The 20,723-nt window shown below is 64.3% G+C and carries 16 protein-coding genes and 1 pseudogene; 8 read left to right on the top strand and 9 right to left on the bottom strand.

The window, feature by feature from the left end; translation table 11 throughout:
- From FQU74_RS09620 to FQU74_RS09610, 3 genes are all read right to left on the bottom strand, one after another.
- On the bottom strand, window positions 1-107 hold a 107-nt coding region (locus FQU74_RS09620; protein WP_146284639.1), incomplete at its 3' end, for a transposase.
- 298 nt (window positions 108-405) lie between these two features.
- Complete coding sequence (locus tag FQU74_RS09615) at window positions 406-1,533, bottom strand: NAD(P)/FAD-dependent oxidoreductase (protein WP_146286165.1); 1,128 nt, start codon at window positions 1,531-1,533, stop codon at window positions 406-408.
- Window positions 1,530-2,210, bottom strand: a complete 681-nt coding sequence (locus tag FQU74_RS09610; RefSeq protein ID WP_146286164.1) for a peroxiredoxin — start codon at window positions 2,208-2,210, stop codon at window positions 1,530-1,532. Before FQU74_RS09610 ends, FQU74_RS09615 begins: the two co-directional genes overlap by 4 nt.
- A 125-nt stretch (window positions 2,211-2,335) precedes the next feature.
- Between FQU74_RS09610 and FQU74_RS09605 the strand changes: the two genes are divergently transcribed.
- A complete protein-coding gene (locus tag FQU74_RS09605; protein WP_146286163.1) occupies window positions 2,336-4,054 on the top strand; it encodes an AfsR/SARP family transcriptional regulator in 1,719 nt (572 codons plus the stop codon).
- A gap of 265 nt (window positions 4,055-4,319) precedes the next feature.
- On the opposite strand, the pseudogene FQU74_RS09600 reads toward FQU74_RS09605, so the two are convergent.
- Window positions 4,320-4,983, bottom strand: a pseudogene (locus FQU74_RS09600) (tyrosine-type recombinase/integrase).
- Between the two features lie 370 nt (window positions 4,984-5,353).
- Here FQU74_RS09600 and kdpF point away from each other — a divergent pair.
- The 6 genes from kdpF to FQU74_RS09570 are packed head-to-tail and all read left to right on the top strand — an operon-like array spanning window position 5,354 to window position 13,154.
- Window positions 5,354-5,452, top strand: coding sequence for a K(+)-transporting ATPase subunit F (gene kdpF / locus FQU74_RS09595; RefSeq protein ID WP_241659872.1), 99 nt, complete (start codon window positions 5,354-5,356; stop codon window positions 5,450-5,452).
- A gap of 13 nt (window positions 5,453-5,465) precedes the next feature.
- Window positions 5,466-7,139, top strand: a complete 1,674-nt coding sequence (gene kdpA, locus FQU74_RS09590) for a potassium-transporting ATPase subunit KdpA (RefSeq protein WP_146286162.1) — start codon at window positions 5,466-5,468, stop codon at window positions 7,137-7,139.
- 9 nt (window positions 7,140-7,148) lie between these two features.
- On the top strand, window positions 7,149-9,185 hold the full coding sequence (gene kdpB / locus FQU74_RS09585; RefSeq protein ID WP_146286161.1) for a potassium-transporting ATPase subunit KdpB: 2,037 nt from the start codon (window positions 7,149-7,151) through the stop codon (window positions 9,183-9,185).
- Between the two features lie 11 nt (window positions 9,186-9,196).
- Window positions 9,197-9,778, top strand: coding sequence for a potassium-transporting ATPase subunit KdpC (gene kdpC, locus FQU74_RS09580; RefSeq protein ID WP_146286160.1), 582 nt, complete (start codon window positions 9,197-9,199; stop codon window positions 9,776-9,778).
- An 8-nt stretch (window positions 9,779-9,786) separates the two neighbouring features.
- Entirely contained in the window at window positions 9,787-12,462 is a 2,676-nt protein-coding gene (locus tag FQU74_RS09575; protein WP_146286159.1) for a sensor histidine kinase, read from the top strand.
- Window positions 12,459-13,154: a response regulator gene (locus tag FQU74_RS09570; RefSeq protein WP_146286158.1), complete on the top strand. Its 696-nt coding sequence runs from the start codon at window positions 12,459-12,461 to the stop codon at window positions 13,152-13,154. Before FQU74_RS09575 ends, FQU74_RS09570 begins: the two co-directional genes overlap by 4 nt.
- A gap of 720 nt (window positions 13,155-13,874) precedes the next feature.
- Here the strand turns inward: FQU74_RS09570 and FQU74_RS19755 are convergent.
- Window positions 13,875-14,552: an Hsp70 family protein gene (locus FQU74_RS19755; protein ID WP_308423070.1), complete on the bottom strand. Its 678-nt coding sequence runs from the start codon at window positions 14,550-14,552 to the stop codon at window positions 13,875-13,877.
- Between the two features lie 344 nt (window positions 14,553-14,896).
- Window positions 14,897-15,859 (bottom strand): sodium-dependent bicarbonate transport family permease, encoded by a 963-nt coding sequence (locus FQU74_RS09560; protein WP_146286157.1) that lies wholly within the window; start codon window positions 15,857-15,859, stop codon window positions 14,897-14,899.
- A 97-nt stretch (window positions 15,860-15,956) separates the two neighbouring features.
- Here FQU74_RS09560 and FQU74_RS09555 point away from each other — a divergent pair, with 97 nt between their 5' ends.
- Window positions 15,957-16,886, top strand: a complete 930-nt coding sequence (locus FQU74_RS09555; RefSeq protein WP_170246212.1) for a hydrogen peroxide-inducible genes activator — start codon at window positions 15,957-15,959, stop codon at window positions 16,884-16,886.
- Window positions 16,887-17,003: 117 nt separating this feature from the next.
- Here the strand turns inward: FQU74_RS09555 and FQU74_RS09550 are convergent, their stop codons facing one another.
- The 3 genes from FQU74_RS09550 to FQU74_RS09540 are packed head-to-tail and all read right to left on the bottom strand — an operon-like array spanning window position 17,004 to window position 20,719.
- Window positions 17,004-18,626: a dihydroxyacetone kinase subunit DhaK gene (locus tag FQU74_RS09550; protein WP_146286155.1), complete on the bottom strand. Its 1,623-nt coding sequence runs from the start codon at window positions 18,624-18,626 to the stop codon at window positions 17,004-17,006.
- A 4-nt stretch (window positions 18,627-18,630) separates the two neighbouring features.
- Window positions 18,631-19,629 carry an ABC transporter ATP-binding protein gene (locus FQU74_RS09545; RefSeq protein WP_146286154.1) on the bottom strand — a complete coding sequence of 333 codons (999 nt, stop codon included), beginning with the start codon at window positions 19,627-19,629 and terminating at the stop codon, window positions 18,631-18,633.
- On the bottom strand, window positions 19,622-20,719 hold the full coding sequence (locus tag FQU74_RS09540; protein WP_146286153.1) for an ABC transporter ATP-binding protein: 1,098 nt from the start codon (window positions 20,717-20,719) through the stop codon (window positions 19,622-19,624). The genes FQU74_RS09545 and FQU74_RS09540 overlap by 8 nt, the downstream gene beginning before the upstream one ends.
- Window positions 20,720-20,723 lie beyond the last annotated feature (4 nt).

Genomic DNA, 20,723 nt, shown 5'->3' with positions numbered 1-20,723 from the left:
GCACTGCTGATGCCGTGCTCGCGGCACAGCTCGGGAACAGGCATCCCGCCCTCCGCCTGACGCAGCACGCCCATGATCTGGGCTTCGGTGAAACGGCTCTTCTTCATCGGAATCTCCTCGTCCATCCTGCCGAGAAAATTCTACTTCCGCATCCCATTAACCATGGGGAGGATTACCCAACCATTAGCGACACGCTGATGCGTTGCGGGCGGAGAGATTTTAGCCTTGCAACTGACGTGGCAAGGGAAGGGCGGACATCGCGCCTGGAGCAACGAAGTCCAATAAGGCGCGAGGGGTAGCATCTTCCGGTCTAAGAGCAAAACTGACGGTGCTCGGTAGAACGGTGCCCTCCGTACACACTTTACGATTGCGGAGGGCGCCGTTTCAGGGATGGGGACTGGAACCTTATGCTCCGAACCATCGGGCGCGGCGGCTGGAGCCGAAATGTTCTTTATCAACGCGCATCGCTTCGGAAGCGCCATGGAAGGTGCCGAAGGGCTTTGGACCTGACAGGAAATCCACATCAACCCGACCGATCCGGTTCGCACCGAACTCAATATAGCACGAGCCCGCACCGGGGTTGCGCGCCGTCTCGGCCTCGTTCCGCAACCGCGAGATGATGTTGGCGGCCACGGTACGGGCGGCGCCTTCGGCATAGACTCCGGCTTTCGGCACCCCGGTATTGGCCAGATCGCCCACGGCATAGACGTCAGGGAACTTGGTCAGGAGCGTGAAAGGATCAACCGGAACCCAGCCACCTTCGGTCAGGCCTGCCGCCACGACTACATCCGCCGCACGGTTCTTGGGCACGCCCAGGAACAGATCGCACGGTAGGGTGGTGCCATTGTCCAGTACCACCGTCTTGCCCTCGACCGCCGTCACGCGGGTGTTGGGGATAAAGGTGATCCCGCGCTCGGCAAAGGCGCCAAGGATCGCTTTCGACGTGTCGGGAGAGGGAGGAACCGGCGAGGGCAAGGGGTTGACGAGGGTGATCCGCGTGACCCCATCAAGCCCGCGGGCCTTCATGTAGTCATGCATCATCAGGGCGCATTCGGCCGGGGCGGGCGGGCATTTGTAGGGGGCGCCGCAGACGCCGACCACCACATCGCCGCCCTGAAACCCGGGCATGACTTTGGACAGATGCGCGGCGCCGGGTACGGAATAGAATTCGTTCACGCCCAGCACCACACCAGGGGTCGAGTTGACATCGTAATCCGCGCCAAGGGCGATGACTAGGATATCGGCTTCATGCAAGCCCTTGTCGGTCGTCACGCGCTTGGCCTCGGCGTCGATGGCCGTGATGGTCTCGCGCAGCAGGCGCACGCCGGGCTTGGCAAAGGCGGCATAGGGGTTGTGGATCATCGTCTCGGACTGGCGGCCAAACAGCATGTCCAGTTTCGAGTAGCCAAAGACAAAACCGTCGGATTTGTCGATCAGGGTGATGTCGATGCCGTCGGCCATGGCCTCGGACAGCGAGGTCGACAGTTCCAGCCCGCCGAAACCGGCACCTAGGATCAGGATACGGGGTTTCATGCGTTCTCTCCCTTGTTCAGGCCGGGTTGCGTCACGATGCGCAGATAGGGTTTGGGCGCAGCCCAGCCGTCGGGGTACAGGCCCTTGGCCTCTTCGTCGCTGACCGAACCTGCAATGATCACATCCTGCCCGAAGGTCCAGTTGGCCGGGGTCGCGACTCGGTGGTTGGCGGTCAGTTGCAGGCTGTCGATCACGCGTAGGATCTCGTCGAAGTTGCGGCCCGTGGTCATCGGATAGGCGATCATCAGCTTGATCTTCTTGTCTGGCCCGATGATGAAGACATGCCGCACGGTCTGGTTGTCGGCGGCGGTGCGGCCCTCGGCGCTGTCACCCGCAGTGGCGGGCAGCATGTCGTAGAGCTTGGCCACGGCCAGCGTCGGATCCCCGATCATCGGGAACTGCGGCATCGCGCCCTGGGTTTCGGCAATGTCATCGGCCCAAAGCGCGTGCTTGTCGACCGGATCGACCGAGAGGCCCAGGACCTTGACACCGCGCTTGGCGAACTCGGGGGCCAGATGTGCCATCCGGCCCAGTTCCGTGGTGCAGACCGGCGTGAAATCCTTGGGATGCGAGAAGAGCACCCCCCACGCGCCATCCAGCCAGTCGTGGAAGTGGATGGTGCCCTGGGTGGTCTGGGCCGTGAAGTCCGGCGCGATGTCGTTGATGCGAAGTGACATGGGTTTCTCCCCTTGGTTCCTGATTGTCGGTATAGATTAGCGCAACTATGTTCCGTCAGCGTTCCCTTTGGCCTCGGGCCTTGTGACGCAATTCGGGGCGGCGGAGCGGGGGGAGTTGAAGGCATATGCGCGTTGAAATTCAAGTTCTTGGCGGTTTCTCTGTGTCTGTCGATGGGGTTGCGGTCGCGCCCGGCCTGTGGCGGCGCGACCGGGCTGCGGCCCTTGTCAAGCTGCTGGCAGTTACGCCGCAGCACCGGATGCACCGCGAACAGGTGATGAACCTTTTCTGGCCAGAGGCTGATTCGGAGGTCGCGGGCGCTGCCTTGCGCAAGGCGGTTCACTACGCACGCAAGGCGCTTGGCCAGAACGACTTGATTTCCACCAACGGGGATAGCCTTGCCCTGGCCCCTGCGGCCGATCTGGTGATCGATGCCGAGGACTTTGAGGCCGCCGCCAGCGCGGCCCTGCGCCAGCCAACGCCCGAGGCCTGCGGAACTGCCGCCGACCTGTACCGAGGGCAGCTTCTGCCCGATGACCTCTATTTCGACTGGCTTGACGCCCCGCGCACGGGGCTGGCGCAGCGCCATATCGACCTCTTGCGCGCAGGCCGGCTGTGGCAGCGGCTTATCGCCGTCGAACCCAGCGACGAACCGGCGCAATGCGCGCTGATGCAGGCCGCACTCGACTCCGGCAACCGCGCCGACGCGATCAGGATCTTCAACCAGCTGCGCCAAAGCCTGCATATGGAGCTTGGGCTTGGCCCTTCGGCCGAGGCCGTGGCGCTTTATGAAAAGGCGCTGGCCATTCCAACTGTCGATCCGGTCAGCCAGACCGACCGCATTCGCGCCTCGCTCGCCTGGGGGCTTTTGCACCTGCACAGCGGCGATTTTGACAAGGCCCGCGCCGTGGCCGAGGAGACCCGCGCCCTGGCGATGGCGGCGGGTCTGGCGCGCGAGGTTGGCGAGGCAAGCGCCCTGATGGGCCTGTGCGCCATGATGCAGAGCCGCTGGAAAGAGGTCTTTCAGTCCGAATTCATCGCCTGGGCCCGCAAGACACCCGACAAGGTCGCCCAAGTTTTTGATGGCCACCTCTGCCTTGCCGAGTTCTGCCTGTGCAACGCCAAGGGCCACCATGAAATCGGGCTTGCGGCGCAGGAGTTGCTCTCTGCCGCCGAAGGGGCTGGATCGCTGGCAGGCCGTGGCCTTGCTTTGATGATCCTGGGCGAAGTGGCGCTGTTCTCTGGGCAGATCGGTGAAGCCGAACGGCTGTTGACGGAAGCGGAGGCACTTCTGGCCAAGGCAGCGGCGTCAGCTGGCCGGGTGCTTGCGCTGGAACGGCTGGCCGAGATTGCCTTGTCCAGCGGGCGGAACTGGCATGCCAAACGGCTGATCGCCCGGGCGGAGGGCATCGCCGCAACCTCTTGGCTTGCGCCGCATTTGGAGATCAGACTGAAGGGCCTGTCCGTGCGGGCGGCGGGATCAAAGGAAAAGGTGCTGGAGGTCATTAGCGAAGGCGATCGGCTTTTGTCATTGCACAGTCATGGGTGTCAGCCGTGCTCGATGGGGTTCCGCGTCGCTTCCGCATCCGCGCTTGCCGAGATGGGAGAGTTGGATCAGGTCGGCCGGCGGCTGGACGAGGCCGAACGGATTTCCGCCATGTGGCATGGCGGGCCTTGGGTGGCCGCCGTTTGGGAAGCCCGAGGCATCCAGCGCCGGGCCGAAAAGAACGACGCCCGGGCGGTGTCGGCCTTTGAAGAAGCGGCCAGCCGCTACGCCTCTCTTGGCCGACCAACCGATGAAGCCCGATGCAGGGCGCAGATCGCGGGGGCGTCCAGAGGGGGCTGACACAGTCCGCGAAGAATTGGATCCGACTTAACAGAGCTCCCGCCGATCCCTCAAACCATCAACGGACTCGCGATGGCAACATTGGCAGCGATGCAAAAGATCGACGACCAAACATTGCAAATTAACGCGAACCGTCGCCTGCAAACCGTCAGTATCACCAGTTACTTGCGTCTGTGGCTACGTCAGATGGCGATCCGGTAACGTATTTGCGACTGACTGCTTTTGTGAAATCGCTTCATGTCGAGCAACTCTTGCTCAGAGGCCGCTATGGGCAGGTCAGTGGAAAAACCGCTGACCGGCGTCGTGGTTGAAGATCTATCCCCTCCGACAGCGTCAGCGCGTCGTCTAGATCGACGCCGAGGTATCGAACCGTGCTGTCCAACTTGGTGTGACCCAGCAGAAGCTGAACCGCCCGCCGGGTTCCCGTCTCCTTGTAGGTCTGGGCCACTTTCGTCCGGCGCATCGAATGGGTCCCACAGGTGCTCGGATCAAGCCCAGATGACGTAACCCATTCGCGCATACTGTCTCGTTGCCAGATGCGGACTGTGGTGGAGACGGCTGGGCCAGAGACGTTGCTGTCCGAGCATCTCGGGATCGGTACTCCAGCGTTCAAGCGACTGGCGTGTTGTTTCCGTAAATTCGAAGCAGACCGGCTTGCGCGTCTTGGTCTGGGTGACTGATGCACGCTCCTTCACCCACACGGCCGCAAACACGTCGCGGACCTTCAGTCAAACCTGGTCGCAGCCCCGAATCTTGCCCTTTACCGCCATGTTGAACGAGGCCAGGTCACGTCGGTTGCCCGCCATTTCCAGCCGGACGCGGATCGACCAGACGTGCCTGGTCAGCAACGGGCGCTTCTGGCTGATGATGCGGCTCTGGTTCCAGGCCGGACGTTCGGGTCGTATCGCAGGAAGATAGTCGGCGGATATGGAGTGACTTCCTGTCCTCCAGCCCCACCCTGACTTCCGCTGATCCGACAGGAACGATGGTATCATGAGATGCCCAGGACGCTCCTTGAGGTCTCGCGGGCGGGAAGCGGTCACGCGCGATCACATCGCGCCGAAAACCGAAATCCCTCCGCGGTCGGTGAGCGGACGCCGCAGACAGCTTCTGCATCGTTGATTCCTTTACGTTGTCCTTACGCGGGGTGGCGAAGTCCCGCATAGCGCCTTTACGCAACCCTCCTGGATGCTCTGATCAGGCTAACCGGAGATTTCCCATGCTCGATCTTGTCTACCTCGCCCTCGGTTTCGCCGGGTTTGCGGTCGCTGCTCTTGGCGTGCGCGCCGCCGAACGGATGTGAGGGGCGCCATGTTTGACCTGATCCTCGGGCTTGCCGTGGCGGCGTGCCTCTTCGTCTATCTCGGTGCGGCTCTGCTGCGCCCAGACCGGTTCTGAGGGAGGGCGCGCGATGACCTTGCTTGCCTACGCACTGTATTTCACTGTCCTCGTTGGCCTGGCGTGGGCGTTGGCGATCTGGATGGCGCGCGTCTACGGCGGAACGCTACCGCTCCCGCTCCTGCGCCTTGAAGGTTTCCTCCTTCGCGCCTGCGGGGCTACACCTGAAAGGCTCATGGGCTGGTCCGCCTATGCGCTGGCGGTGCTGGCCTTCAACCTCGTGGGTTTCGTGCTCCTTTACGCGGCCCTGCGACTGCAGGGGGCGCTGCCGCTGAACCCCGACGGCATCGGCGGCATGGCGCCTGACCTTGCCTTCAACACCGCCGTCAGCTTCGTGACCAACACCAACTGGCAGGCCTATTCGGGCGAAGCGCAGCTGAGTTATCTGAGCCAGATGGCCGGGCTGACAGTGCAGAACTTTGTCAGCGCGGGCACTGGGATGGCAGTGGCTGTAGCCGTGATCCGCGGATTTGCCGCGGCCAAGGGGTCCGGCCTGGGCAACTTCTGGGTCGATCTGACCCGGTCGGTTCTGTGGGTTCTCTTGCCGTTGTCCGTGGTTCTCGCGTTGTTCCTGGCAGCGCAGGGCGTGCCGCAAACCCTGCAGGGCGCAGTGGTCGCCAGGGGCATCGAGGGCGGCGAGCAAGTCATCGCCCGTGGCCCCGCTGCTGCGCAGATCGCGATCAAGCAACTTGGTACCAACGGCGGCGGGTTCTTCGGCGTGAACTCGGCTCATCCTTTCGAGAACCCGACCATCGCATCCAATCTGGCACAATGCCTGTCGATCCTCCTGATCCCGGTGGCGTTCTGCTTCCTCTTCGGGCGGTTGGTCGGAGACCGTCGGCAAGGCTGGGCGATCTTTGCCGCAATGGCGGTGATGTTCGTCGCGGGGCTTGTGGTGATCCACTACAACGAGGTTGCGGGCAACCCGGCTCTCGGGGTTGGCGCCAACATGGAGGGGAAAGAGCAGCGCTTCGGCGCAATGCTCTCGTCGCTGTGGGCGGCTTCCACCACGGCGGCATCAAACGGGTCGGTCAATGCGATGCACGACTCGTTCATGCCGCTGTCTGGCCTTGTGATGATGATCTTCATGCAGGTTGGCGAGGTGATCTTCGGCGGCGTCGGCGCGGGGCTGTACGGCATGCTCCTCTATGTTGTCCTCGCAGTGTTCCTGGCTGGGCTCATGGTGGGCCGCACGCCCGAATACCTCGGTCGCAAGATCGAGGGGCGCGAGGTGACACTGGCCGTGCTGGCCTTCCTGTCGATGCCGTTGGGCATTCTGGTCGGGGGTGCAGTCGCTGCCACTGTGCCGCAGGCGCTGGCTGCGGTGCAGGAGGCCGGGCCGCATGGGATGAGCGAGATCCTCTACGCCTATTCGTCTGCCACCGGGAACAATGGCAGTGCCTTCGGCGGCTACGGCGCGGCACTTCCCTGGCACACGACCGCACTCGGGATCATCATGCTGATCGGCCGCTATGCGATCATCATCCCGATGCTCGCCATCGCAGGGTCGATGATCCGAAAGCCGCAGGCCCCCGCCACGTCGGGCACTTTCCCAACCCACGGGCCGCTCTTCGTGACGCTTCTCATCCTCACCGTGCTGATCCTTGGCGCGCTGACCTTCTTTCCTGTCCTCGCCCTTGGCCCCATCGCGGAAGAGACCGCGCGGCTGGCCGGGCAGAGCTTCTGAGGCACCCCGATGTCGAAACCGACCAAGACGGCCGATATGAGCGGCCTTTACCCCGCCGCAATCCGGGCGGGCGTCACCAAGCTCAACCCCCGCATCCTGTGGCGCAACCCCGTGATGTTCGTGACCGCCATTGTGGCGGCGATGACCACGGTTCTCGGCCTGCGCGACTTTCTAAGCGGCGTTCAGGGCGCTGGAGCCAGCTTGCATATAGCGGCGTGGCTGTGGCTGTGCGTCCTCTTCGCCAATTTCGCCGAAGCCTTGGCCGAAGGGCGCGGCAAGGCGCGGGCAGACACCCTGCGCGCGACGAAGTCTGAAACCAGGGTGCGCGTCCTCGGTGCTGCGGATGACGATCCTGCCAGCGCCACGGAAACGCTGTCCACTGCGCTGCGCGCAGGCCAGTTCGTCCATGTCGCGGCGGGTGAGATCATCCCGGCGGATGGCGAGGCGGTGCGCGGCGTGGCCTCGGTCAACGAAAGCGCCATCACTGGCGAAAGCGCGCCGGTGATCCGCGAAGCCGGGGGCGATCGCTCCTCGGTGACGGGGGGCACCACGGTCGTGTCTGACTGGCTTGTGATCCGGGTGACGGCGGAACCTGGCAAGAGCTTCCTCGACCGGATGATCGCGCTGGTCGAAGGCGCCGAGCGGCAGAAGACCCCGAACGAGATCGCGCTGAACATCCTCCTTGTCGGGCTGACGTTGATCTTCCTCTTTGTGGTTGTAACCTTGCCTGCCTTTGCCAGCTATTCCGGCACCACAATCCCGGTGATCGTGCTGGGGGCGCTGTTCGTCACGCTGATCCCCACCACTATCGGAGGGCTGCTGAGTGCCATCGGCATTGCCGGGATGGACAGGCTGGTCAAGGCCAACGTCATCGCCAAATCCGGCCGTGCGGTCGAGGCGGCGGGGGATGTGGACACGCTGCTTCTGGACAAGACCGGCACGATCACCTTCGGCAACCGCATGGCCGATGCGCTGATTCCCGCGCCGGGGGTGGATATGGCGCGTCTGGCAGAAGCGGCGACGCTGGCTTCGCTGGCCGACGAGACGCCCGAAGGCAAATCCATCGTCGACAAGGCGCGCGAGGTGTCGGGGGCGGTTCCAGACATGCCCAAAGGGGCGCAAGCGGTGGCCTTCACCGCACAGACGCGGCTTTCGGGACTGGATCTTGAGTGCGGGCGCAGCTTCCGCAAGGGGGCCACAGACGCGGTGATCCGGCTGACCGGCACGACCCCGCCCGGTGTGCTGGCTTCGCAGGTGGATGCCATTGCGCGGTCGGGTGGCACGCCCTTGCTGGTGGCCGAAGGGGCCGAGATCCTCGGCGCGGTCCACCTCAAAGACATCGTGAAACCCGGCGTGCGCGAACGCTTTGCCGAGTTGCGCGCCATGGGTATCCGCACGGTGATGATCACCGGCGACAACCCGTTGACCGCCGCCGCGATTGCGGCCGAGGCGGGGGTCGATGATTTCCTCGCCGAAGCCACGCCCGAGATGAAGCTCGACCTTATCCGCCGCGAACAGGCGGGCGGGCGGCTGGTCGCCATGTGCGGCGACGGGTCAAACGACGCGCCCGCATTGGCGCAGGCCGACGTGGGGGTGGCGATGAACGCAGGCACCCCGGCGGCGAAAGAGGCCGCGAACCTGATTGATCTGGACAGTGACCCGACGAAGCTGATCGAGGTGGTGCTGGTGGGCAAGCAACTTCTGATCTCGCGCGGGGCGCTGACGACATTCAGCATCGCCAACGATGTGGCGAAATACTTCGCCATCCTGCCCGCGATCTTTGTGGGGGCCTATCCTGGCCTTGGAGTGTTGAACATCATGGGGCTTGCCTCACCCATATCAGCCATGCTCTCGGCGGTAATTTTCAATGCGCTGATCCTCGTCGCTCTGGTGCCGCTCGCTCTGCGGGGGGTGCGGTACCGCCCGTCCAGCGCGGCGGCACTCTTGCGGCGAAACCTTCTGATTTACGGTTTGGGCGGGCTGATCGTGCCTTTCGTCGGAATCAAGGCCATCGACGCGACCCTCGTGGCCCTGAACCTCGCCTGAAGGAGAAAGACATGCTCAACCACCTGCGCCCGGCCATCGCCCTGACCACCGTATTCACCCTGCTGACCGGGCTTGCCTATCCTCTGGTCATGACTGGGGCCGCGCAAGCGCTGTTCCCGTCGGCGGCCAATGGCAGTCTGATCGAAATGGATGGAACAATGATCGGTTCATCCCTGATCGCACAGCCCTTCGCGGGCGATGCCTGGCTCCACCCGCGCCCTTCTGCCAGCGGCTGGAATGCCGCCGGAACCGGGGCCTCCAATCTTGGGCCAACCTCGACCGTACTGATCGCCACAGTCGCGGAACGCCGCGCAACATGGAGCGCTGCGAACGGGGCAGAGGCGCCCATCGATGCGGTTACCGCTTCCGGCTCTGGTCTTGATCCGCATATCAGCCCGGAAAGCGCGCTCGCGCAAGCTGACCGGATCGCCGCGGCACGGGGTGTGGATGCGGGCGCTGTGCGACGATTGATCGAAACTGCCGTCGAAGGCCCGTTCCTCGGACTCTATGGCGAACACAGGGTTAACGTGCTTCAGACAAACATTGCGCTTGACGACGCGTTCCCGATACCGCCCGCTGGCGGCGAAGGATAAGCCTCCGAATGACGCCCGATGCCGACATCCGCCCCTCTCCTGAAGCACTTCTTACGCAGGCCGCGCGTGAGGGGCGGGGTCGGCTGAAGGTCTTCTTGGGCGCGGCTCCAGGTGTCGGCAAGACTTGGGCGATGCTGGACGATGCACAGCGCAAGCGTGCCGAAGGTGTTGATGTCATCGCTGCGCTGATCGAGACCCACGACAGGGCGGAAACGCAAGCCAAGCTGGCAGGTCTGCCGCAACTTGCGCGCAAACCGGTGATTCACAAGGGCCGTGCGCTGACCGAGATGGACCTGGACGGTCTCTTGGCACGCAAACCCGCACTCGCGCTGATCGACGAACTGGCACACACCAACGCGGACGGTAGCCGGCATGAGAAGCGCTGGCAGGACGTCGAGGAGGTGCTGGCCGCCGGGATCGACGTCTATACCACGCTAAACATCCAACACATCGAGACGCTGAACGAGACTGTCGCCCGCATCACGGGCGTCCGCGTGCGCGAAACCGTGCCGGATGGCGCGCTCGAGATGGCCGACGAAATCGAGCTGATTGACCTGCCGCCGGATGAGCTGGTGGACCGTCTGAAGCAGGGCAAGGTCTATCCGGCCGACCAGGCCGCCCGCGCGCTCGGGTCCTTCTTCGTCAAGGGCAACCTGACTGCGCTGCGCGAACTCGCCATGCGCGCCGCCGCCGATCGCGTTGACGCGCAGTTGCGTGAACACATGGCCGCGAATGCCATCGCCGGGCCATGGCCAACGCAGGAACGCATCCTCGTGTGCATCAACGAAAGCCCTGCCGCGCGTGAGGCGATACGGGTGGCCAAGCGCAGTGCTGACCGCGCGCGGGCAGAGTGGATCGCGCTGAATGTCGCGCAGACGCGGATGGAGGCTCAGCCCGAGGCCGACAAGGACCGGCTCGCGGGTAGCCTGCGGCTGGCCGAACGGCTGGGCGCAGAACTGGCGACGCTGGAGGCTGAGCATGACGTGGCCGAGGCGATCCTTACCTATGCCCGTGACCGCAACGTGCGCCGCATTGTGATCGGTCGCCCGCGGCCCCGGCCGTTCTGGGCAAAATGGACATCAGAGGATGTCGCGACCGATGTCCTGCGGAAAGCCGGTCCGTTCGAGGTCACCGTTGCCTCGATACCGGATGAAAAACCACAGGCCAGCCGCTTCCACCTGCCGCGTTTGGGGGCAGAGCCGCGCGCCTGGGTTGAAGCGGTCCTGGCCGTCGCTATCGCCTCGGCCTGTTCCTGGGGGGCCGAGCAATTGTTCCCCGTGGCCAGCCTTAGCGTAATCTACATGACCGCCGTCGTCGTGGTGGCGAGCCGCCGGGGCCTTGGACCTGCTCTTGCGGCTGCAGTTCTGGGCTTTATGGCTTACAACTTCCTCTTCACCCACCCGCGCTACACCTTCCACGTCTCGCGGCAAGGCGAACTGCTGACCTTGGGGCTGTTCCTTGCCGCATCGCTGGTCACCGGCAACCTGGCGGCGCGCCTGCGTGCCAGGGTGGATGCGCAGGCCGCCATCGCCGACCGCACGAACAAGCTCTACGACTTCAGCCGCAGGGTCGCTGCCGCAGCCACAGCCGATGATGTGGTTTGGGCCTCGGTCAGCCACGTGGCGACAACGCTACGCTGCGAGGCGGTGCTCTTGATGCCGCGCGGAGCGGAGTTGTGGGTCGTGGGGGGCTTTCCCCCCGAGGATCAACTGGATGTGCGAGACCAGTCTGCCGCGCAATTCGCGTGGGAGAAAGGTGAGCCCGCGGGCCGGGGATCGGACACGCTGCCCATGGCGCGCTGGTTCTTCCTGCCGCTGGTGGCGGGTGACCGGCGACTGGGCGTCCTTGGCATCGCTTTTGAAGATGACCGCCGGCTTCTACGCACCGACAGGCGGCTTCTGGATGCCTTGATCGACCAGATTGCCTTGGCGCTGGAACGGCTGCGGCTGACCGAGGATCTGGCCGCCACCCAGCTTGCCACTGAGACCGAGAGGCTGCGCACGGCCCTGTTGAACAGCGTCAGCCACGATCTTCGGACGCCACTGGTGACAATCATTGGCGCTGCTGGCCATCTGGCGGAAGCCGACCTGCCCACGGACGTCCGTCGCGATCTGGCCGAGAATATCCGCGAAGAGGGCGAGCGGCTGGACCGCTACGTCCAGAACCTGCTCGACATGACCCGCCTCGGCCACGGCGCCCTCAAGCCCCGCCTTGCGCCGCAGGATGTGGCCGAGATCGTCGGCGGTGCCCGGTCGCGGATGAAGGGCGTCCTGCGCGGGCATGACCTGGAAGTCGAACTTGCGCCGAACTTGCCACTGATCCTAGCCGACGGGGTGCTTTTGGAACAAGTGCTGGTCAACATACTCGACAATGCCGCCAAGTATGCGCCCGAGGGAACCGCGATTGCTGTTGCCGCCCGGCTGCAGGGGGGACGCGTCGAGCTTTCAGTCACCGACTGTGGCCCCGGAATCCCCCCCAACGATCAGGCGCGCGTCTTCGACATGTTCTACCGCGTCGCCGGCGGGGACCGTCAGAGGGCTGGCACGGGCCTTGGCCTCGCGATCTGCAAAGGACTGGTTGATGCGATGGGCGGCTCGATCAAGGCCGAGACCGGCTGGCCCGATGGAACCGGCACCCGTATTGTGGTGGCACTCCCTCTCCACAATCCCGAGGTCTCTGTGTGAGCGCGCAAGCCCGAATCCTTGTCGTCGATGACGAAGCACCAATCCGTCGGTTTCTGCGCGTGGCGCTTGCGGCCGAAGGCTATGGCGTGATCGAAGCTGGCACCGCGCGCGAAGGGTTGGCGATGGCCGCACGCGAAGCGCCGGCCCTTGTCGTGCTCGATCTCGGCCTGCCGGATGCCGACGGCCTGTCGGTACTGCGTGACCTGCGGGGATGGAGCCAGGTTCCGGTCCTCATCCTGTCCGTCCGCGCCGATGAAGGCGACAAGGTCGAGGCGCTGGATGCAGGCGCTCAGGACTATGTGGTCAAGCCCTTTGGTGTAAAGGAATTCCTTGCACGGGTTCGCGGTCTCTTGCGCGATCGGGCGACCGAGGTGACCCCCGCAGTGCTGGCCATCGGCGCACTCAGGATAGATGCCGTCGATCACTCCGCAACGCTCGAAGGCCACCCCCTTCATCTTACTCGTCGGGAGTTCGAGCTGCTGTGGATGCTTGCCAGCCACCGCGGACGCCTCGTCACCCAGGAGATGATCCTGAAGGCAATCTGGGGTCCGGCCCATGTCGACGACAGCCAGTATCTGCGGGTCTACATTCGTCAGCTTAGGCAGAAGCTTGGTGATGATGCCACAAACCCGCGCTTCATCGTGACCGAACCCGGCATCGGATACAGGTTCCTGGAAGTCACTGAATCCTGAAGCCAAGTTTTTCACGTGAGCCATGTTGGCAGCAAGGAATCCTGTCTGATTGCTTGGTGCCGCTCACGTAACCTATGCTATCGACCGACGTGCCTGGGCTAAACCGAGGGCGACTACCCCGGCGCTTGAATCAACGCGGTTGCATCGACCTCTTGTCCTGTGCCGCGATGGCAAGCCCGTCTGCAACAGCCGTGAAAACGTCGTTGAACGCGTGGACAGCTTGCGGGAACTGCTCCTGCATGGTTTGCGATACCATCGACATCAGGCTGGAGCCTCCGACGTAAATCACTCTATCGACGCAGGCGACATCGAGCCCTGCCATCCTCAGGGTCTCGCGGGCGCCCTTTGCCAGCGCGTCGGCATGTTGGGCGAGGCTTGCGGCCAGGGCTTCCGCTGACAGGGGAATGGCCAGGCCTGCCTCTATCTTGTCGAGAAAGATGTTAGCCGCCTCTTCGCCGCCATTGGCAGCGATCTTGCCGCGCTCCACGGCGAAGCTCATGTCGTGCCCCAACTCCTCCTCCAGCACCTTTGCCAGTCGCGACAGCTTTTCCGGCTGATGCGCCAGCCGCACCATCTCGGCCGCCAGCCGGCGGTTCTGCGGCGTGTAAAGGAACGGGATCATCTCCCAGGTCGCCAGGTCGTTGAAGATGGCATTCGGGGTGGGAGAGCTGCCCGGCCCCATGATCTTGCGCAGCTCGGTTCCCTTGCCCAGATACGGCATCACCCGGTCGATGCTGATGGAGCGGTCGAAATCCGTGCCGCCGATGCGGACGCCGTGATTGGCAAGGATTGTAACCCCCGCGCGACCGGACCGGAACAGCGAGAAGTCCGATGTACCGCCGCCCACATCGACGATGAGGCCGATGGATCCTGTTGTTCCAGAGCGCCGCTGGCGATGGCGGCGGCCTGCGGCTCGGGCATGAAATCCACCTCCCGGAATCCGGCCGCCAGATAGCAGGCGCGCAGGTCCGCCTCGGCCTTGGCCTCGCGGGGATCGCCGACGCCATGGAACACCACGGGCCGCCCGGAGAGGACGCGGTCAAAGGTCACGCCAGCCTCGGCCTCGGCCCGTGCCTTCACCTCGGCCAGAAAGCGGGCGATGATGTCGACGAAGGTCAGCCGCTCGTTCAGGATCTGCCGGCGCTCATGCATGAGGCTCGTGCCAAGGACGCGCTTGAGTGCCCGCATGAAGCGCCCTTCGAGACCTTCAATAAGCGCTTGATTGGCAGACTCGCCGATCAGCATCTCGCGCGCTTCATAGTCGAAGAAGAAGGTCGTCGGAATTGTGGTCCGGCCGGGCGCAAACTGGATGAGGCGCGGCTGCCCATCGACCATGTAGCCGGCGGCGGTATTTGACGTGCCAAAGTCAACCCCAAGCCCAAGTGTTGGTTGCGCCATGACCGTGTTCCTCGTGACCTGCAGGGCAGGCGTCGATAAGGGTCGCGTCAGAGGGTGTCAAGCGGGTGGCCTGCCGCTGGCAACCGACCCGGCAAGCCATGCCGCGGATAGGCTGAGCGGCAGCAGTGGCCCTCCTTGCCTGTCTTGTGGCGCTGGCAGCCCGACATCGAGAGACAGCAGGGGAAATCCAGCCTCCGGCGGTCCAACCTTGCGGAGCAGAGCAGCGGCGATCCAAACCTCGTGTTGGGTGGTCAGAAGGGAAAGTGCGTGTCTTTACGATGATGGGGCGGCCGAAGAGCTTCCTTGTTCAACTGGCCGACTTTGCGGCGGTCCCGCACATCACCTCACATGGCAACCCACAGATAAAGCGGCAGCCCTAACGTCAGGTTGAAGGGAAAAGTGACGCCCAGTGACATGGTCAGATAGATCCCCGGTTCGGCCTCGGGCAGCGCTATCCGCATCGCTGCGGGAACTGCGATGTAAGAGGCAGAGGCGGCCAGTACCGTCAGCAAGAACAAGCTTCCACCTGACAGCCCGATCAACGCACCAATGCCAAGCGCCATTACGGCACCGACGAGCGGGATCAACACCCCGGCTGCCAAAAGGCCGGGTGAAAGAAGGTGCCGATTGCCGATCAGACTGCGCCCGGCGGTCACACCCATGTCCAGAAGGAAAAGGCACAGGATGCCGGTGAAGGGAGTCACGATGAAGGGGGCAATCATCTGCATCCCCCGGCCGCCTGTCACAGCGCCGATCGCGAAGGCGCCGACCAGCAGTACGATCGATCCGTTGGCCAGCAATTCGCGGCCAAGCCGGATCGGGCGCGCCGCAGCCCCTCCGCCTCGATGGGCGAGCCAAAGCGCCGACACGATGGCCGGAGCCTCCATCGCCGCGGCGACGGCCACCATATAGCCGTCATAGGCGATGTGCGCCACGTCCAGCAGGCTGGTTGCGGTGACGAAGGTCACGATCGAGATCGACCCGTAGTGCCCTGCCACAGCCGCCGCATTCAGCCGGTCCAGTCGTGTCATCGCCCGCAATATCGCGTAGGCCGCGAAGGGTATCGCCAACGACAGCGCCGCGCCGCCCATCAGCGCCAGGAACAGGTCAGTACTGACGCCATGGTCGGCGAGACTGACCCCACCCTTAAAGCCGATGGCAAGCAGCAGGTAGATCGACATGAACTTTGCCGCACCGGTCGGGATCGACAGATCGCTGCGGGCAAAGGCTGCGACCAGACCAAGGACGAAGAACAGAATGGTTGGCACCAGCAGGTTTCCGGTCAGGATATCGAGGGTGGATGGCACGGCGGCTTCCTTGGATGAGTTTGCGGTCGGATGCACCGTTTGCTTGCATAAGCCAAATACATCGTTACTAATCTTTTCATAGTTTGAGGCTATGGATATGCGACCCACCCTTCGGCAACTCGAATACATCGTCGCCGTGGCCCGTCACGGGCGCTTTGGCGTAGCGGCGGCCATGCTGAACGTAAGCCAGCCCAGCCTTTCGGCGCAGATCTCCGAGGTGGAGGCTGATCTGGGGACGCGCCTGTTTCAGCGCGGTCGGTCGGGGGTTCGGCTTACCGCCTCGGGGACCGAGGTGGTTCGCCGCGCACAGAAAATCCTGCGCGAAGTAGAGGATCTGCGCGCCAGCGTCACCAGCGGCTTGCCATTCGGCGGTCGGCTGCGTCTGGGCGTCCTGCCTTCGATAGGGCCATATCTTCTGCCGCGCGCCATTGCGTCGATCCACCGCCAGCACCCAGGCCTTCGCGTGTCAGTGCGGGAGGAGAACACCCAAAGCTTGGAACAGGGCCTGCGCTCCGCCAGATTTGACGTGATCGTCTCCACTCCGGAGGACCATCCCAATACCCGGCAGGTCCGACTGTTTGGCGAACGGCTGTGGATTGCGGTAGCGCGCGACGATCCGCTCGCGGCATCCGAGTCTCCGGTCGTTGCCGAGGATTTGCGCGGGCGGGTCTTCCTGACCCTGGATCGCGGGCATCGGTTGTCGCGGATCGTCCATGCGCTTGCGTCGGCCTGCGGCGGTATTGTTTCTGACGACTACGAAGGCACAAGCCTTGATTCCGTGCGCCTGATGTCAGCTTCGGGGGCCGGCATCGCGATCCTGCCCGAGCTTTACGCCCGCGAGCAGGCCGCCATCCGAAGGGATGTCGCCCTTCGGCTTTTGCATGCCGATGGGGCCAGTCGCGAAATCGCCCTTCTGCAACTGGCAGGAGCGGACGAGGACGGGCTGGATCTGATCAAGGCAGCGCTGCTGGATGCGGTCTCTGCCCTTGGCTTGGCAGGTTCGGCGACAGACACCGCGCCGAACTGATCCCCCTGCGGCGTCGGTGTGAGGGGGGGGCACCCGGGTCCATTTTCATAGCGTCCCGCTTTCAGGCGTTGCGCTGCAAGGCCAAGCCATTGAGATTGGGGGCAGGGCGGGGCAGCATCAGCTGCGGGCGAGCGTCTCGAACAGCCGTGCCACCCCTTCGGCGCCGGGATCGTTGTGGCCTTTGAGCTTGTCTTCCGACAGATAGCTGGCCCGCCCGGCCTTGGCCCGTGTCATCTGCGCCGTGGCATCGGCGCCGGTGCGTGCGGCTGTCGCGGCGGCGGCAATGCCCTGCGGCAGGGCTGCGAGGGCCGGAGCGAGCGCGTCGATCAGGGTGCGGTGACCGGGTTCGGCCCCGCCGACCTGCATCACCCGGTCGAGCCCCGCCCGCAGCGCACCGATCCAGTCGCGCCCCGAGGCCGAGGCATCGCCCGCGGCGGCAAAGAAGATCGCCAGCAACACACCGGACGAGCCGCCCATGGTCTGGCTCAGCTCCATCCCGATCGCGCGATAGAGCTGGGTCGGATCGGCCAGCGGCAGGCGGTCCAGCGCGGATTTCAGCGCCCGCGCGGCGCCGGCAAGGGTGCTGCCGGTATCGCCATCGCCGGATTTCGCATCCAGAGCGTTCAGATCGGATTCGACCGCGATCAGCGCATCGCAGCAGCGGTCCAGCAGGACGCGGTGGGCCGGATGTGCCGAGGGCACGGGCTGGATCGGCGCCAACCCGTCGGGCAGTGGGCGAACGTCAGGGGCCGCAAACGCCAGACAGCCGGGCCAGGCGTGGGGTGCGACGGGGGCAGTCAGCAGGGCGGCCCGGTCCTGATCGACCGGCAGCAGCGACAGGGAAAAGCCGTGCATGTCAAGCGAGGTCATCAGGGGCGCCGGGCCGATCAGCCATTTGATGCGGGCCCCGAGCGGAGAGCGGGCCAGTTCCTCGGCCAGAACTGACATTTCCAGTGGCGTGGTTGACCCGAGATTGTTCAACAGCGCCACATGGTCACCCTTGCCCATGGATGGGGTCAGCCGGTCCACCACCATGGCCATGGCGGCGCGGGCGCCCGAGAAATCAACTTGCTCCACCCCAGCCTCACCGTGAATTCCAAGGCCCAGTTCGGCCTTTCCGGAAGCGATGCGGTCTTCCTTCGGGCTGCCGGGGACGGTGCAGGTGTCAAGGCTCATCCCAATCGAGATGGCGCCCTTGATCACGCCCTGCGCCGCGCTGGCGATGGTGTCCAGATCCGCCCCTGCCTCGGCCATGGCCCCGGCGATCTTGTGGACGAAAAGCGTGCCCGCGACCCCGCGCGCCTGCGGCAGATGGGGCAGGGCAACGTCGTCATCGACGATGACCATGGCCACCTTCAGCCCGAAGGCGCGGGCGCGCTCGGCGGCAAGTCCGAAGTTCAGACGGTCGCCGGTGTAGTTCTTTACGATCAAGAGGCAACCCGACTTGCCCGTGACCGCGAGGATCCCGGCCAGAACGGCATCGACCGACGGCGAGGCAAAGACATCGCCACAGACGGCGGCCGTCAGCATGCCCTGACCCACAAATCCGGCGTGGCTGGGTTCATGCCCCGACCCACCGCCCGAGACGAGGGCCACCTTGTCACGGGTCCAGTCGGTGCGGACCACCACCTTGATATGCGGATAGCCGTCCAGCCTCGCCAGCCGCCCGGCCCCGGTACGCAAGAGGCCGTCGATGGCCTCGGTCACGAGGCTTTCCTTGGCATTGATGAATTGTTTCATCGGCTTACTCCTGAATACGGGCGCCGTTGGCATCGAACCACAGCGGGGTGTGGGGGCGGATCAGAACGGTGTCACCGGCGGCCAGCCCGGTATGGGGATCGGCCAGGGTGACAATCTCATGCGGGCCGAAGGCCAGGTGCAGGCGGGTCTGGTCTCCCAGATGCTCCAGCCGTCGGACGGTAGCGGGTTGGCCTTCGCCCTGCAGGATATGTTCGGGGCGCAGGCCGATCTGGGCGGCATTGCGCGGGGCGGGACCGAAGGCATCGGCGGGCAGAAGGGTAATGCGGGGCTGGCCCAGACGGGTGGCGACATAGGTGCTGACGGGGGATTCGTAGATTTCGCGCGGGGTGCCGAATTGCACGAGGCGCCCGTGATCAAGAACGCCGACGTGGGTGGCCATGGTCATCGCCTCGATCTGATCATGGGTGACATAGAGGAACGTCGCTCCCAGTTCGGCATGGATACGTTTGAGTTCCACCCGCAGATCGGCGCGTAGCTTGGCGTCAAGGCTGCTGAGCGGTTCATCCATCAGGTAGATCCGCGGGTTGCGGACCAAAGCCCGACCGATGGAGACGCGCTGCATCTCGCCCCCCGACAGAGCGGTGGCCTTGTTATCCAGCTTGTGAGGGATGCGAAGGGCTTGGGCGACCTCTGCGACGCGTTTGGCAATCTGGTCTTCGGGCATGGCAATCATCGGAGAGCGCAGCGGGAAGGCGAGATTGTCGCGGACGGTGAGGTGGGGGTAGAGCGAGTATTGCTGGAACACCATTGCCACGTCGCGCTGCGCGGGGGTGTCGGGCAGGACCGAGGTGCCATCGATCCGGATGTCTCCGGCATCGGGTTTGTCGAGACCGGCGATCAGGCGCAAGGTGGTGGTTTTCCCTGCACCTGTGGGACCGAGCAGGACGACGAACGCGCCGTCGGGAATGGTCATGGACACATCTGATAGCGCGAGGGTTGCGCCGTAGGACTTTGAAATACCGAACAGAGTAACTTCAGCCATGGTGCACCCCCTGATTGGCGGCGGTGCGGAAGGCGCGGCCTGTTTCGGCATTGAAAAGGGCGAGTTTCGGGGCAGTGAAAGTCAGGCCGACGGTCTCTCCTGTGTGCGCGATCTGGCCCGAGGGGGCGCGAGCCTTGAGGGTGCCATGGGCCGCCTCGATGGTGATGATCTGGCTGGTGCCAAGGTATTCGGTGGCCAGCACGCGGCCGCGGTAGGGGGCGGCGTCGGAGAGGATGACGTGTTCCGGACGCACACCGAGGACCAGTTTCGTGGGCGCGGTTTCGTCAAGGATTTCTGGGGTTTCCACATCAAGGCCCGAAAGTGAGACCGAGGAGGCGCCGCGCTTCACGGCGCCATCGAAACGGAGGAAGTTCATCGAGGGCGACCCGATAAAATCGGCCACGAACAGGGTGGCGGGGTGGTCGTAGATTTGCTGCGGCGTGCCAAACTGTTCGACAACCCCATGATTCATAACCACAATCTTGTCGCCCATCTGCATCGCCTCCAGCTGGTCATGGGTGACATAGACGGTGGTGGCGCGCATGCGGTCGTGCAGTCCGCGGAGTTCTTCGGACATGATCTCGCGGAACTCGGCATCCAGCGCGCCCAAGGGTTCGTCCATCATGAAGGCTTTGGGACGGCGGACGATGGCGCGGCCAAGCGCCACCCGTTGCCGGTCGCCGCCAGAAAGGCCGCCGACGGGGCTTTCGAGCAGGTGTTCGATGCGCAGGATACGGGCGACCTCGGCCACGCGGTCACGGACCTCTGTCTTTGGAACGCCTTGGGAAACAAGGGGATAAGAGATGTTCTTACGGACATTCATATGAGGGTAGAGGGCGAACATCTGAAAGACCATCGCAATGTCGCGCTGGCTGGCGGGGCGCTGCGAGACGTCTTCGCCGTCGATCAGAATCTCGCCCGAGGTGGGCAGTTCCAGCCCGGCGATCATGCGCAGGGTGGTGGTCTTGCCACAGCCCGAAGGGCCGAGCAGCATGAAGAACTCGCCATCCTCGATGGTGAAGCTGCTGCCCTGAACGGCGGTGAAACTGCCGAATTCTTTCCGTAGGTTCCGGATGATGATCTGCGCCATGACG

Source organism: Gemmobacter aquaticus, from assembly GCF_007859075.1.
GTDB lineage: Bacteria > Pseudomonadota > Alphaproteobacteria > Rhodobacterales > Rhodobacteraceae > Gemmobacter > Gemmobacter aquaticus.
The sequence above is the reverse complement of the archived record's forward strand: the minus strand, read 5'-3'. Positions and strand labels throughout refer to the sequence as shown.